Genomic DNA, 13,339 nt, shown 5'->3' on the forward strand with positions numbered 1-13,339 from the left:
CATGATCCTTGAACCCGAGAGAACGACTCGAGGGGCCCGAGACAGTTTTCACACCGCAGTCGTCAGCCAGGCCGATAGTCGATACAGATGGATTTAAGCGACCTGACCGACGACGTGCGGGTATGAGCACTGCAACGAAGGTCGTCGTAAGTACGATCGTTGTCTCGGCATTGCTGGCGCTGTTGCTTATCGCCCAATCGATCGTCGCTGCCTGATGTTCGAGGAACGCCAGCTCTCTTCGGCGGTCGACGCCGTTCGAGAGACCTATGCACCCGACGTCCGCGTTTTCGACGTCGGACAGGACTTCGAAACGCTCCCGCCAGCCCAGGCCACCGATCTCGGCCTCTTCGTCGAGGGCCTCGAGCCAGCGAGCTACCCCGACGACTGGCTGCCAGTGGACGCCCCCCAGCTCCTGGTCCGGTACGCCGGCAGTGACTTCACGATCGGGATGCCCGGTGACGGGAGCGTGGTCTGGACTCGTCAGACGGAGCCGCCCGTCGTCCTCGTCAAACCGCGCGTACAGGGCTCACCCGAGTCGTTCATTGACTTCTTGCTTGCCGAAGCGATCGTTACCTGTTCGCTCGAGGTCCCCGAACACTTCCTGGGGTTTTTCGAAGCGGACTATCGTGCGCTCGACGAGGCCGTTCCCCTCGACCCGGCCGACACCTACCAGATCGCCGCCGCGCTGTACGACGCCTGGGTTGGCATTCGGACCCGACCCGTGTTCGAAGCCTGGGAGTCGACACACCCAGCGCTGTTCGACGCGTGGGAAGACGCCGGCAATCGCCTCGAGGGACGCGTCAGCGGACTCCCAGGGGCGGTCGCCCGCGGGGAGACGAGCTTCGGGGATGGAACCGAACTCGCCTGTGCTGCCGTCAAACACGGGCTCGAGTTGCCGGCCCCGTTCGCGGCCCTCGATACGGACGCCTACCGCGAGCACGGCTCGTCGTACGCGGTTCGATGGGCCGAAAAGACGTTCGCAGCTCTGGCAGAGGAGTAGTGTCGTCCCGCTCGAATAGGACCGCCAAGAAGTTTCAGAACGCCGTGCTCACGTTTCCGTCTTCGTCGAGGTCGACGACGCCATCGAACAGCGCGCGGAACTGCTCGACGACATCGTCGTCGTGAACTTCTTCGGATAGGTGAAAGAGGCCGACCGCGTCGTGTTCTTCGAGCAGGGTGACCAGTCGCTCGACCGTCTCGAGGGCTGCGTCGTCGCCAGCGTAGTAGGCCAGTTCGGTCACCGAGTCGAAACTCAGGCGAACCTTTCCGTCGTGGTTTTCGAGGAAGCGCTCGACCTGGGCGACGATGCCGTCGACGTCGTCGGGGGCAGCGACGTAGTGGACGCCCTCACCCGAGCGTCGGGAGTAGCCACGTTCGATGCTCAGGGTGTCGAGGATGACGGCGCGAGATTCGTCGACGTCGTAGTACTCGAGTTTCTGGGAGACTTCGCGGGCGGTCGTTCGCGTCGAAACCACGAGGAAAGAGTCGGTGTCAGTTTTCAGAAAGTCGGTGTCGATTCGGTCGGTTTCGCCCGTGGAGGGGTGCAACAGGAGAATACCGGTGCCACCGGGTACGGTTTCTGGTGTTCCCTCGATTTCGAGGGCGTACTCGAGTGTCATGATTAGCGGGAACAACTTTCGGCATCGACTTAAGTATGCGGATATCTGGCAGCCTCGAGTCTCCGCTCGCCACCTCCCAGACGTCGACCCGTTAGTCAACAACCCCGACCTCAAGGGTCGGGGCTTGTCAGTGAACTCCCGCTCTGCCGCTAGACAGCGGAGGCGTTGAAATCGCCGTTCGCGTTCACCGTTCCTGACTTCAGGGCTAGTTGACTGGTAGCCCGTCCAGACCCAGACTTGAGCCAGTTCTGGACAAGACGCCACGCCACGTTCCGGGCAGCATTGTAATCAGCGTGCAGTTCCTTCCCGCACTTTAGACACTCGAACTCGTCACCATCACGATTATCCTCGTGCGTAAACCCACACTCACCGTGGCTACACCGCTGTGACGTGTACTGTGGAGCCACGGTATCCACTTCGATACCGTGCGCTTCGGCCTTATACTCGACCTGTCGCTGAATCTCTCGGAACGCCCACTGCTGGAACTTAGACGCGTTCGAGATGCGCGTCCAAATCCACGTCAATCGCTCGAACGCGATATGCGTGCACTCGTTCTCAACGGCCTCTCGAACGACACCGTTCGACACATCGTGCAGGCGATGGCGACTCCACTCGGCAAACCTGCCTCCGAGTGATTGGATGGTGAGGTGTGCCGAGCGCGTCCCAGTCTGTTGCAAGTGTCCACGACAACGTTCGTACTCGTCGCGTTTGTGGTTGAGTTCGTCCGCGTTTCCAAGAAACGCTCCGGTGCTGGTAACGGCGAGGTAGCCGTCCACGTTCAAATCGACACCGAGAACCACTCCGTTCTCGGTCTTCTCGTCGGTAGAAACTGGGTCAACGTCATTCTCAACGGCAACGTGGAGGTAGTATTCTCCGTTGCGCTTGTGGAGCGTGGCTTCTCGCTTCTCCCACTTGTCCTCGTTCCAGTACTCCTCGAACGGTGTTCCCTCGTCGTGGTATGGGAAGACGTACTCGGCTTTCACGCGACCTTCCACGGTGGAGAGTGTCACGTGGTCGTCGTTGTACGTGATGGTGCGCCCGTTGTACACGATGACAGTACCCCGGAACTCTGGTTTGCTCGTGTTCGTATCATCTTCGAGCAAGTCGTGGCAGTTCGACAAGGCGTCGGCGGCGAGGTTTCTCGCGGATTGGACGAGACTGGCTTGGAGATTGGTCTGTTCGCGGACGTCGGTGTACGTGGCTTTGTGGAGTTTGTTTTTGGCTTTGACAAGGTGGTCTGGGTCGTCGCTCCATCCGTGGTCTGCGACGTGTTGGGCGGCTTGACGGAACTCTTCAAAAGTCTGGTCAACAGCCGAGTGTTGTGACTCGGGGATGTTGAGTTTGACTTGGATGTTCCTGACCACCTCTGCCATACTTCATAAGAAGTGGTAGTAATAGATAGTGTTTGGCAGCATGGGAGAGTTGGCCGTGCTGTGATGCGTGGTTATATTCCCAAGTGTCGGCTTCCTCCCCGAGGTCAAGCCTCGGGGTATCCGCCTCGACCGCCGATGAAATCGAAACGTACTGCGGGATTTCACGCATAACTGCAGTTTGGGAAGCGACGCAGTACTCCGTCACACGTCGACGTGTAAATCGAACGCGACATCCGCTATCGGTTCGGCTCACCCGTTCAAGCTTGATGAACCACTCAGCCCGTTGGCCGGTCGTCAGTCGTCGGGAACCAGGCCAGGTCGTGGGTTGCGGCCAGTTCGACCGACACGGGTTCGTTCAGTTCGATCTGATCGGAGTGGTTGTGCATCGCTTCGACGACGTCGCCTGACTCGAGTTCGATACGGTACAAAATCGTCGGACCGAGATATCGACGGTAGGTCACACGGCCGTTGGCGTCTCTCTCGGTCGTCTGCCTCGCGAGGACGTCGTCGGGACGAAGCAAGACGTCGATGTCGGTTTGGTCGTACTCGAGGGCGAGTCCGTGGATGCGGTCTCTGCCGATTGGACCGAGTTGGGTGTGGACGATGTCGCCCCGGACACGCCCCGAGATGAAACTCGCGTGGCCCAGAAAGCCCGCGACGAACCGTGATTTCGGCTGCTGGAAGATCTGTTCGGGCGTGTCGACCTGTTTGAGTTGGCCGTCGGCCATCACCGCAACGCGGTCGCTGATCGAGAGTGCTTCCTCCTGATCGTGGGTGACCGAAATCGCGGTGACACCCGTCTCTTTCAGGATGCGACGAACCTCCTCGCGCATCTCGACCCGGAGGTCGACGTCGAGGTTCGAGAAGGGTTCGTCGAGCAGCAGGATTTCGGGTTCCGGTGCGAGAGAGCGCGCGAGGGCGACTCGTTGCTTTTGTCCACCGGAGAGCTGTTCGGGCGAGGACTCGCCCTGGTCGCCGAGGCCGACTAACTCGAGTAAGTTCGTGACTCGACGTTTGCGCTCGCCAGCGGGCCAGTCGCTGATCCCGAACGCGACGTTTTCGGCGGCCGTCATGTGTGGGAACAGGGCAAAGTCCTGAAAGACGACGCCGACGTCTCGCTTTTCGGCGGGGACGAAGGTGTCGTCATCAGCGACCGAGACGGGCTCCCCGTCGATTCGAATCGTCCCCGTCGTTGGGCGCTCGAGGCCGGCGAGAAGCCTCAATGTGGTGGTTTTGCCACAGCCGGAGGGGCCGAGCAGGGTCAGGAGTTCTCCTTCCTGCACCTCGAGTGATAGCGTTTCGACGGCACATTCGTTTGCAAAGTGTTTAGAGACGCCTTCGATCTCGAGAATCGGCGTCTCCGAGACCGACGATTCGGAGTGTTCGACGACGGACTGTGGCGCCTGTGTGATCGTTCGTTCCTGTTCAGCAGACATAGGTAGCCTCCAGTGGGTGATCGACGGCTGAGCGGGCGAAACTGCGAGACGACAGGTGAGATGGCGCTCCGTGAGCGGCGAATCCGCTCCGTCGAGCGTTCTGTCTCCGTGTCATCGTCCGTTCTCGTATCAACGTCGGTACCACGAGTTGCACAGGAGTATGGGCGCCTAGGATTTAGGCCTTCCTAAAACATAGTGAAACGCTCGAGGACTCGAGCAACCACGTGACCCCATCTCGTGACGGTCTCCACGCGGCAGTGCAAACGAAAGATGTGAGCGGATTGCGCGCGTGTAGTGCCCATAGATGGAGAAATCGAGGGTTTTTGGTCTACCAAATTCGGAAGGTATAAGTCATTTAGGGCAGCCTAAAACTAGATAGATGACGAAACAGACACGGCGACGGTTGCTCGCAACGACTGGTTTCACCGCTGCTGGACTGGTCGGCCTCGCTGGCTGTCTCGGCGATGTCGGCGATAATGGCGGCAACGGCGAGGGATCGGACACTGCCGTCGCCGACGCCGAACCGCTCGGCTCACCCGTCGACGGACAGGCACTACAGTGGGACGATCTCGGTGACCTCGAGGGTGAACTGACGATTTACTCCGGTCGAACTCGAGATCAGATCGACCCCGTGTTCGTCGCCATCGACGAACGCTACGACGACCTCGATCTCAACGTCTTCTACGACGATAACGACGTGTACGTCAACCAGATTCTCCAGGAGGGTGATGCAGCTCCAGCCGACCTGATGTACTCACAGGACCCTGGTGCACTCGGAGAACTCGAGCGAAACGGTGCGCTGCAGGCGCTTCCCCAGGACGTCGTCGATGCCGTACCCGAAAGCTACCGCGATCCCGACGGTTTCTGGACTGGCGTCACGGGCCGCGTTCGGTCGATTATGTACAACAGTGACCGACTGGGCGAGACCGACTTCGACAGCTGGGATGAGCTGCCGACAGACATCTTCTCGTACGCAACCGACGATCGCTTCCAGGACATCATTTCGACCCGCCCGAACTCCGGGACGTTCCGCGGGTTCATCCAGGCGATGGTCGAACTCGAGGGCGAGGACGAAACTCGGGAATGGGTGCGTGGGATGGTCAACGACCAGAACGCACAACTGTTCTCGGGCGGTTCCAGCCAGGCAGAAGCGGTCAACCGCGGGGGCGACGACGACCCGATCGTCGGCCTGGGCAACAGCTACTACGCAGCGCGCATCCTCAACGAGGATCCCGACGCACCAATCAGCGTCGCGTTCACCGAAAACGACCCCGGCTGTCTGTTCAGCGTTGCTGGCGTCGGCGTCATGAACGACGTCGACGACCCCGAACTCGTCGCCGAGTTCATCCGTCACCTGCTGGCCGCAGAGGGGCAGGAGTTCATGATGGATGCCAACGGCGAATATCCGGTCGTCGAAGGCGTCGACTACGTCGATGACCTACCCAACCTCGAGGATATCAACCCACCGACCTTCGATCTCAGTAACTTCGACATGGACCTGCGCGAAGCACAGGACCTCCTCAACGAAGAGGGCATGACGGTCTAGACAGGAGCAGTTTCAACCAAAATATCGCCATGGCGGGACGTTTTTTGCATTTTCGGATGTGACCGGCCGAAACGATTTCAACGAACCGGTAGTCACTCACCCACGACTCCAGTCGGGGCTTCCGCCTTGCGTGTCTGTGCATCGTGGACCTGTCGAGACACTCGAGTGACGTCGGCTGTGACCAACCGGCTGCGATTGACCGACCTGGCGGTGAGCGCGCTATCAGTGGGTTCAAGCGAACTGAGCGCAAAACAGCCCTAACGACACAGCGGTACACCCCGAGCACCGATGAAATCACCGACCACCTATCTCGACGATCTTGACACGAGTCGACTGTCACCGAGCAACGCCACCCAGTCGACGGCGGCCCTGGCGCTGCTCAGCGCGATCGTCGCCTTCCTCGTGGTCTCGCCGATGTTCTGGTTGCTCTGGCAAGCATGGACCGTCGACCCGTCTCGGGCCTTCGATATGTTTACCTCGAGTCAGACGGCGTCGGTGACGTTCAACAGTCTCCTGTTGATGCTGGGAGTGACCGTCGCCTCGATCGGACTCGGCGTTCCACTGGCCGTGTTGACGACGCGAACGGACCTCCCCTATCCCCGGTTTTGGACCATCGTCGCCGCGCTCCCGCTCGTTATTCCGAGCTACATCGGCGCGATAGCGTTCGTTGCGATGTTCGGTTCCGGTGGCGAAATCGACAGCCTCCTTGGCGTGACTATCCCTCGAGTCGACGGCCTTCGTGGGGCGGCGTTCATCATCACGTTATACACCTACCCCTACGTCTTCCTGACGACTCGAGCGGCCCTGTTGTCGATGGACAGCTCACTGGTCGACGCCGCCCGGACGCTCAACCACAGCCGGCTGAGCGCGTTTCGTCGGGTAACCTTACCCCAGATCAGACCGGGTATCGCTGCGGGTGCGCTGCTCGCAGCCCTGTATGCGGTCTCCGATTTCGGTACCCCCGCGTTCATGCAAGTGAACGTCTTTACGAGTACGATTTATACTGAATTTCGCAGCTACAACGTCGAATATTCGGCCTTACTCGCCTTACAGTTGATCGCCCTCGTCGCCGTGATCCTCGTCATCGAGGCCGGTATCGGTCGAGACGAAGACGCGAGCGGTGCAACCGGTCAGGGAACGACCATCCGTCTCGGCGGCTGGAAGTGGCCCGCGATGGGCGCAATCACCCTCATCGGAACACTTGCACTCGTCGTCCCCGTGGCCATCTTCACACGGTGGCTGCTCATCAGCCAGGGTGACCCCATCCCCTCCCTCGAGTTCCAGTGGGAGTTCGCCTACAACTCCGTCTACCTCGCCGTGCTCGCCGCACTCGCCGCCAGCGCGTTCGCCCTTCCCGTCGCCTACTACTCCGGCCGGCGTCACTCGCTGCTCTCGCGGCTGTTCGAGCGAGCGACCTACCTGGGCTTTGCCGTTCCGGGTGTCGTTATCGGGCTCGCACTGGTGTTTCTCGGAACCAGAACCCTCCCCTCGCTGTACCGACAGGGCGTCTGGCTGCTCGTCTTCGCCTACGTCGTCCGGTTTCTCCCCCAGGCGGTCGGCGCGGTTCGCTCCTCGGTTTTACAGATCGACGCACGGACCCTCGAGGCCGCCCGAACGCTCAACGCCGGCCGACTCGAGACGTTTCGACGCGTCACCCTCCCACTGATCGCCCCCGGCGTCGTCGTCGGTGCGGCACTCGTGTTTCTGACCACGATGAAGGAGTTGCCGATGACGCTGATGTTACAGCCGGCCGGATTGGACACGCTGGTCATTATTATCTGGGGCGCACAACGCTCCCTCGCCTACCGGTTCGCCGCTATTCCCGCGCTGTTGTTGATCCTCATCTCGGGACTCTCGATGTTGCTGCTCCTTCGACAGGAAGGGTACGACGTCAGTTGAGACGATCGACGCCCGAGACACGGTTACCTCGTGGAACTCTCGAGGATGTCGACGCCGAAAAGCTATGGAGTGCTATGGGGCCAGATGCTCCGATGCCCACGGATGCGTGCTGGCCTCCACTCATCACTTTTTAGGCAGACCTAAAATAACTACCGGTCCCCGGCCGTAGCGAACGAAACTTCCTTTCCCGATGCGCTCGAGTGAACGTGTATGAGCGTTCGCGAAGAGTTCGACGCGTGGGCGGCCGACGGCCGCGACAAAGGGATGGAAACGCGCCACTGGCACACGGCGAAACACGCCCTGGCACGGATGCCCGTCGAGGCCGGCGACACCGTCCTCGACCTCGGCTGTGGCAGCGGCTACGCAGGCCGCGCAATCCGAGAGACGAACGACGCCGGAAGGGTGTACGGACTGGATGGCGCACCCGAGATGGCACACAACGCCGCGGGCTACACCGACGACCCCCGAGTCGGCTACGTCATCGGCGATTTCGGCTCACTTCCATTCGCCGACGACAGTATCGACCACGTCTGGACGATGGAGGCGTTTTACTACGCGAGTGATCCCCACGCCGCCCTCGAGGAGGTCCGACGCGTCCTGCGGCCCGGCGGCACCTTCTACTGTGCGGTCAACTACTATGAGGAGAACGTCCACTCCCACGACTGGCAGGACAACATCAGCGTCGAGATGACCCGCTGGTCTCGAGACGAGTACCGAGAAGCCTTCCGAGACGCCGGGTTGTACGTCGCCGAACAGGACAGCATTCCGGATCGCGAAACCGAGATTCCCGACGCCGAAGCGTTCCCGACCGACAACTGGGAAACCCGCGAGGCGATGGTCGAGCGCTATCGCACGTTCGGGACACTGTTGACCGTGGGCGTCGCGCCCTGAGGTTGTCAGTCAATACTCTTGCTCGCCCGCCGCAATCGCCACCTCGAGCCAGTTCTCCTCTGGCGGGAGCGGACAGTCGAACGTTTCACTGAAGGCACAGAACGGCGAGTACGCCAGATTGAAATCCACGATGAGTTCCTGGCCGTCCTCGAGGTCGCCGGCCACGTCGAGTTCCATATATCGCCCCCCGCGGTAACTCTGCTGGCCCGTCGTCTTGTCCCGGAACGGAACGAACAGCGTGTCCGAGGAACCGTCCTGGCTGTAGGCCGTCAGTTCGTAGGTTCCATCTTCGAGATCCGGGTCGTCGCGCTCGAGATCGAACGTGAGCGTCGCGATGCGGAGATAGCGTACTTCCCGACCGCTCGAGGTATCCATCGCCACCGGGTTCGAATCGGGGTCGTCCTCGAGTGATACCGTCGCTGTCACCCGATACGTAGGGTCAGGCGGGAAGTACGTCAGCCCCGAAAAGTCCTCGCGTTCCTCGGGTGGAATCGGTGACTGTGGGTGGTCGGCAAAGAAGCGGTCTTTCTCCTCGCGTTTCGCCTGGAGTGCGTTTCGGTAGGCGTCCGGGTCCTCGAGCGGGTCGTCCGAGGTGGAGTCGCCCGCAGTCGTCGAATCGGTCGGCTCGCTCATAGTCGGGTTTCGGTCTCCGGACGGGTATGCTTGCTTATTCGGCGTCGAGTTCCGGCAAATCACCGCGCTCGCGAGCGGCCTCAAGTGCCAGCTTCAGTTCGTAACCGAACCAGCCGACGACGAGCAGGCCAGTCAACCCCAGAATGACTAGCTGTTCGAACGAACTCGCGCCCAACACGAACACGAACGCGAAGACGACGGTGAGAAAGACGACGATTCGGAGCCGCGTCACTGGCTCCCGACTCGAGTCCGTTTTCGCGAGGTACAGCTGTGGAGCGGCGACGCCGAGTCCGACGATGAGGAAGAAGCCAGCGAGTGGACCCGCCAATCCCTCGATTCCCACCGAGGTCGACAGCCACTCGAGGACTAGAAAGACGATGACGACGAGTGCCATCGCCCCCATCAGGACGCGGTTCTCTCGAGAGAGCATATCCGACCTATTCTCTGGAGGGATTCAGCCGTTGTGGTTTTCCCCCGCCGAGATTCAGCCGTTATCGGTTTCTCCGGCCGAGAGTGTTCGAGCGTGTGGCCCTGCTTTCGATCTCCACGTCGCGTGATTCACTCGAGGACCGACCGAAAGCGAACTGTTTCCGAGAGCGTGTCGACGATGGCGACCGTGCGGTGTTCCTCGGGCACCGTCGGAAAGTGGGCACCGGGGTTGAGAACCATCGTCCGACCCACCTCCGTGAGTTTACGCTCGTGGTGATGGCCGTGACAGACCAGGTCGAACGTCTCGCTTTCGGCGATGGCGTCGACTTCCGCGAGCGATTCGCCGTGAAGCACCGCGACCGAGAGGCCGTCGAGTTCGAGCGTACCGAACCGACCGTGGAGTTCGCTCTCGTTACCGAGACTCTCGAAGGTGGCCTCGAGACCCGATATTTCCCCGTCGTTGTTGCCGAGCACGCCGTGCAGTTCGAATCCCTCGAAACTCGAGAGCAACGGCGGAGCGATGAAGTCGCCGCAGTGGATAATCAGCTCGACGCCTTCCTCGGCGAAGAGATCGGTTGCCCGTTCGGCTGCCTCGACGTTGTCGTGGGTATCGGCGATGATGCCAACTTGCATACCCGTGTTGGCTCCCGGAACGTACAAGAACGTTCGGGCGCGGCGGGCTCGAGGTGAAACGGTGGTGTGTGCGACGCTGTCGGCGCTCCGGGCGTGGACGAGCGCTTCGTCACGCGTTGGCGGAGGACTAGCCAAGGAGAGCAATCAGCACGAACAGCGACGCGACCGACGCCACCGTCGTCACAAACACGTTCAGGGAGGCAAAGCGTTCGTCGCCGCCGAGTTCACTCGAGAACACGTACGTCGAGACGGCCGTCGGCATCGCGAGCATGATTACGGCTGCGGTGAACGTGTCCGAATCGACCGCCAGCAGCGAGAAGACCAGCCAGGCGAGCACCGGCATGGCGGCGATTTTGACCGCCGTCACCGAACCGGTCGCAAACGGGTCGAGGTCGGGAAGATCGAGGTCGAGTGAGGCACCGACACAGAGCAGTGCGAGCGGGAGCGCCAGCCCAGCGAGGGCATCGAGGCCGACGACGACTGTTCCGTGGACGGGAACACCGACTGAACCGATAGCCATCCCTGCAATCAGGGCGAGTAACACTGGGTTCGTCGCCAGGTTGTGAACCTGGTCGCGGATTCGGGTCGAGGTCCCGTTGACCAACACGAGAATTGACACGGTCAGTGGCACCTGGATCAGCGCCCCGAGACCGAGGATCACGCTGGCGATGGCGGTTACCCCATCGTCGAACGTCGCAGCGATGAGCGGGACGCCGAGGTAGCCCAGATTCGAGTGATAGGACTGCACGACAGCAACGCTGCGACGGGCGCTCGAGGCCCGGTTTCGATGGATAAACCAGGCTACCGCCGCGGTCCCGAGCAGGACGGCGATCACCCCGACGAACAGCTCGAGTGAGACGATCGAGGAAATCGCCTGGTCGTAGGTTGCGACGAAGACGAGGGCTGGCAGCGCGACGTAGTAGGCAGCGGCGTTCAGTCGTTTCGTTCGGGTAGCGTCGAGAATCCCAACGCTCCGAAGCCCCGTGCCGACGAGCAAGAGTCCAAGCAGCGCCAGCAACCGGAGCAGTACCTCCATATGGAGTTCCAGAAGATTGGCCCATTTGACGGTTCCGAACGATGCAAAGAGCAGTCCGCACAGCACAACGCCCGGACAGCTGGTGGCCTCTCGGGCAGTCAACTCGAGCGATGGAGTTCGCCCTCTCGAGCGATAAAGTCCTGCCTCGAGCGGTGGAGTTCGGCCTCGAGCGATTGGATGCCGTTTGGAAGAACCTAACGGACAAGGCTTTAACCGTATCGTCGCCTATCGACACCCAAATGGTACTCGACGATCTCGGAAGCTCCCTCCGAGGCACCCTCGACAAACTCCGCGGCAAGTCACGCATCTCCGAGGAGGACGTCGAGGAAGTCGTCAAAGAGATTCAGCGCTCGCTGCTCTCTGCTGACGTCGACGTCTCGCTCGTGATGGAGCTCTCAGACAACATCAAAACCCGCTCGCTCGAGGAAGAGCCACCGGCCGGAACCCCCGCACGGGATTTCGTTCTCCACATCGTCTACGAGGAACTGGTGGGCCTCATCGGCGAGTCGACAGAGCTCCCGCTCGAAGAACAGACAATCCTGCTCGCCGGCCTACAGGGGTCGGGGAAGACGACCACGTCCGCGAAGATGGCCTGGTGGTTCTCGACCAAAGGACTGCGACCCGCAGTCATCCAAACCGACACCTTCCGACCCGGTGCCTACGACCAGGCCAAAGAGATGTGTCGCCGTGCAGAGGTCGACTTCTACGGCGACCCCGACGCGGACGACCCCGTCCAGATCGCCCGCGACGGCCTCGAGGCCACGAGCGAGGCCGACGTCCACATCGTGGACACGGCCGGTCGTCACGCGCTCGAGGAGGACCTGATCGACGAGATCGAAGACATCGAGTCGGTCGTCGATCCAGACGTGGGCTTGCTGGTTCTCGACGCTGCCATCGGTCAGGGAGCCAAAGACCAGGCACAGCAGTTCGACGAGTCAGTGGGCATCGACGGTGTCGTCATCACGAAACTCGACGGGACTGCAAAGGGTGGTGGCGCGCTGACAGCCGTCGACCAGACCGACTCCTCAATCGCGTTCCTCGGTACTGGCGAGGAAGTCCAGGACATCGAGCGCTTCGAACCCAACGGCTTCATCTCCCGACTGCTCGGGATGGGCGACCTCGCCCAACTCACCGAACGCGTCGAACGTGCGATGGAGCAGACGGGCGTCGAGGACGAAGACTGGGACCCCGAGGACATGCTCGAGGGCCAGTTCACGCTGAAGGACATGCAAAAGCAGATGGAGGCGATGAACAACATGGGGCCGCTCGATCAGGTGCTGGACATGATCCCCGGCTTCGGCGGCGGGATCAAAGACCAGTTGCCCGACGACGCGATGGACGTCACCCAGGATCGGATGCGCACCTTCGAGTTCATTATGGATTCGATGACCGAAGCCGAAAAGGAGTATCCGCGTGCAATCGGTGCGAGCCAGATTCGCCGTATCGCTCGCGGGTCGGGCACCAGCGAGGAGAGCGTCCGTGAACTGCTCCAGCAGTACAAGATGATGGAAAAGACCCTCAAGCAGTTCCAGGGGATGGGGTCGGACAAGGAGATGCAGCGTATGATGCAACAGATGCAACAGCAAGGCGGTGGCGGTATGGGCGGAATGGGCGGTGGCGGCGGCCCGTTCTGAATCCGCGTACTCGTTGATCCCTCGCGTCTTTTTTCGAACCTCGAGCGAACGCGATAGCTCTGTCATCGACCCACGACTGATACGGTTTACTGTAGTCTCTTGTCGATGATTGCCGGCGTCGTGAGGCCAAATACCGGTGAAGAGTTACAGTAAACCGTATGAACTCCTGTGGACGGGAGTTTGCGGGTACGGGCAACCCTCCAGAGAATT

Annotated in this window: 12 protein-coding genes; 5 read left to right on the top strand and 7 right to left on the bottom strand. The window is 61.0% G+C overall.

Annotated elements, in window-relative coordinates:
- Positions 1-214: 214 nt before the first annotated feature.
- The gene (locus NLK60_RS11395) at positions 215-1,000 is read left to right on the top strand and encodes a DUF7089 family protein (protein ID WP_254807906.1); all 786 of its coding nucleotides are present in this window, start codon (positions 215-217) and stop codon (positions 998-1,000) included.
- 34 nt (positions 1,001-1,034) lie between these two features.
- Here the strand turns inward: NLK60_RS11395 and NLK60_RS11400 are convergent, their stop codons facing one another.
- The 3 genes from NLK60_RS11400 to NLK60_RS11410 form a co-directional block, all read right to left on the bottom strand.
- Positions 1,035-1,619, bottom strand: coding sequence for a DUF7090 family protein (locus NLK60_RS11400; protein ID WP_254807907.1), 585 nt, complete (start codon positions 1,617-1,619; stop codon positions 1,035-1,037).
- A gap of 149 nt (positions 1,620-1,768) precedes the next feature.
- A complete protein-coding gene (locus NLK60_RS11405; RefSeq protein ID WP_254807908.1) occupies positions 1,769-2,992 on the bottom strand; it encodes an RNA-guided endonuclease InsQ/TnpB family protein in 1,224 nt (407 codons plus the stop codon).
- A 275-nt stretch (positions 2,993-3,267) separates the two neighbouring features.
- Positions 3,268-4,428, bottom strand: a complete 1,161-nt coding sequence (locus tag NLK60_RS11410) for an ABC transporter ATP-binding protein (protein ID WP_254807909.1) — start codon at positions 4,426-4,428, stop codon at positions 3,268-3,270.
- A gap of 379 nt (positions 4,429-4,807) precedes the next feature.
- On the opposite strand from NLK60_RS11410, the gene NLK60_RS11415 reads away from it, so the two are divergent.
- The 3 genes from NLK60_RS11415 to NLK60_RS11425 all read left to right on the top strand — a co-directional run bounded on the left by NLK60_RS11415 (position 4,808) and on the right by NLK60_RS11425 (position 8,764).
- Complete coding sequence (locus NLK60_RS11415; RefSeq protein WP_254807910.1) at positions 4,808-5,974, top strand: extracellular solute-binding protein; 1,167 nt, start codon at positions 4,808-4,810, stop codon at positions 5,972-5,974.
- Between the two features lie 288 nt (positions 5,975-6,262).
- Positions 6,263-7,873: an ABC transporter permease gene (locus tag NLK60_RS11420; protein ID WP_254807911.1), complete on the top strand. Its 1,611-nt coding sequence runs from the start codon at positions 6,263-6,265 to the stop codon at positions 7,871-7,873.
- Between the two features lie 210 nt (positions 7,874-8,083).
- A complete protein-coding gene (locus NLK60_RS11425) occupies positions 8,084-8,764 on the top strand; it encodes a class I SAM-dependent methyltransferase (protein ID WP_254807912.1) in 681 nt (226 codons plus the stop codon).
- A gap of 9 nt (positions 8,765-8,773) precedes the next feature.
- Here the strand turns inward: NLK60_RS11425 and NLK60_RS11430 are convergent, their stop codons facing one another.
- The 4 genes from NLK60_RS11430 to NLK60_RS11445 all read right to left on the bottom strand — a co-directional run bounded on the left by NLK60_RS11430 (position 8,774) and on the right by NLK60_RS11445 (position 11,495).
- Positions 8,774-9,397 carry a DUF1684 domain-containing protein gene (locus NLK60_RS11430; protein WP_254807913.1) on the bottom strand — a complete coding sequence of 208 codons (624 nt, stop codon included), beginning with the start codon at positions 9,395-9,397 and terminating at the stop codon, positions 8,774-8,776.
- Positions 9,398-9,431: 34 nt separating this feature from the next.
- On the bottom strand, positions 9,432-9,827 hold the full coding sequence (locus NLK60_RS11435; RefSeq protein WP_254807914.1) for a hypothetical protein: 396 nt from the start codon (positions 9,825-9,827) through the stop codon (positions 9,432-9,434).
- Between the two features lie 128 nt (positions 9,828-9,955).
- Entirely contained in the window at positions 9,956-10,459 is a 504-nt protein-coding gene (locus NLK60_RS11440; protein ID WP_254810474.1) for a metallophosphoesterase, read from the bottom strand.
- Between the two features lie 127 nt (positions 10,460-10,586).
- Positions 10,587-11,495, bottom strand: coding sequence for an AEC family transporter (locus tag NLK60_RS11445; protein WP_254807915.1), 909 nt, complete (start codon positions 11,493-11,495; stop codon positions 10,587-10,589).
- A gap of 239 nt (positions 11,496-11,734) precedes the next feature.
- Here NLK60_RS11445 and NLK60_RS11450 point away from each other — a divergent pair, with 239 nt between their 5' ends.
- The gene (locus NLK60_RS11450) at positions 11,735-13,129 is read left to right on the top strand and encodes a signal recognition particle protein Srp54 (protein ID WP_254807916.1); all 1,395 of its coding nucleotides are present in this window, start codon (positions 11,735-11,737) and stop codon (positions 13,127-13,129) included.
- The last annotated feature ends 210 nt before the right edge of the window (positions 13,130-13,339 follow it).

This window comes from Natronosalvus amylolyticus, assembly GCF_024298845.1.
Classification (GTDB): domain Archaea; phylum Halobacteriota; class Halobacteria; order Halobacteriales; family Natrialbaceae; genus Natronosalvus; species Natronosalvus amylolyticus.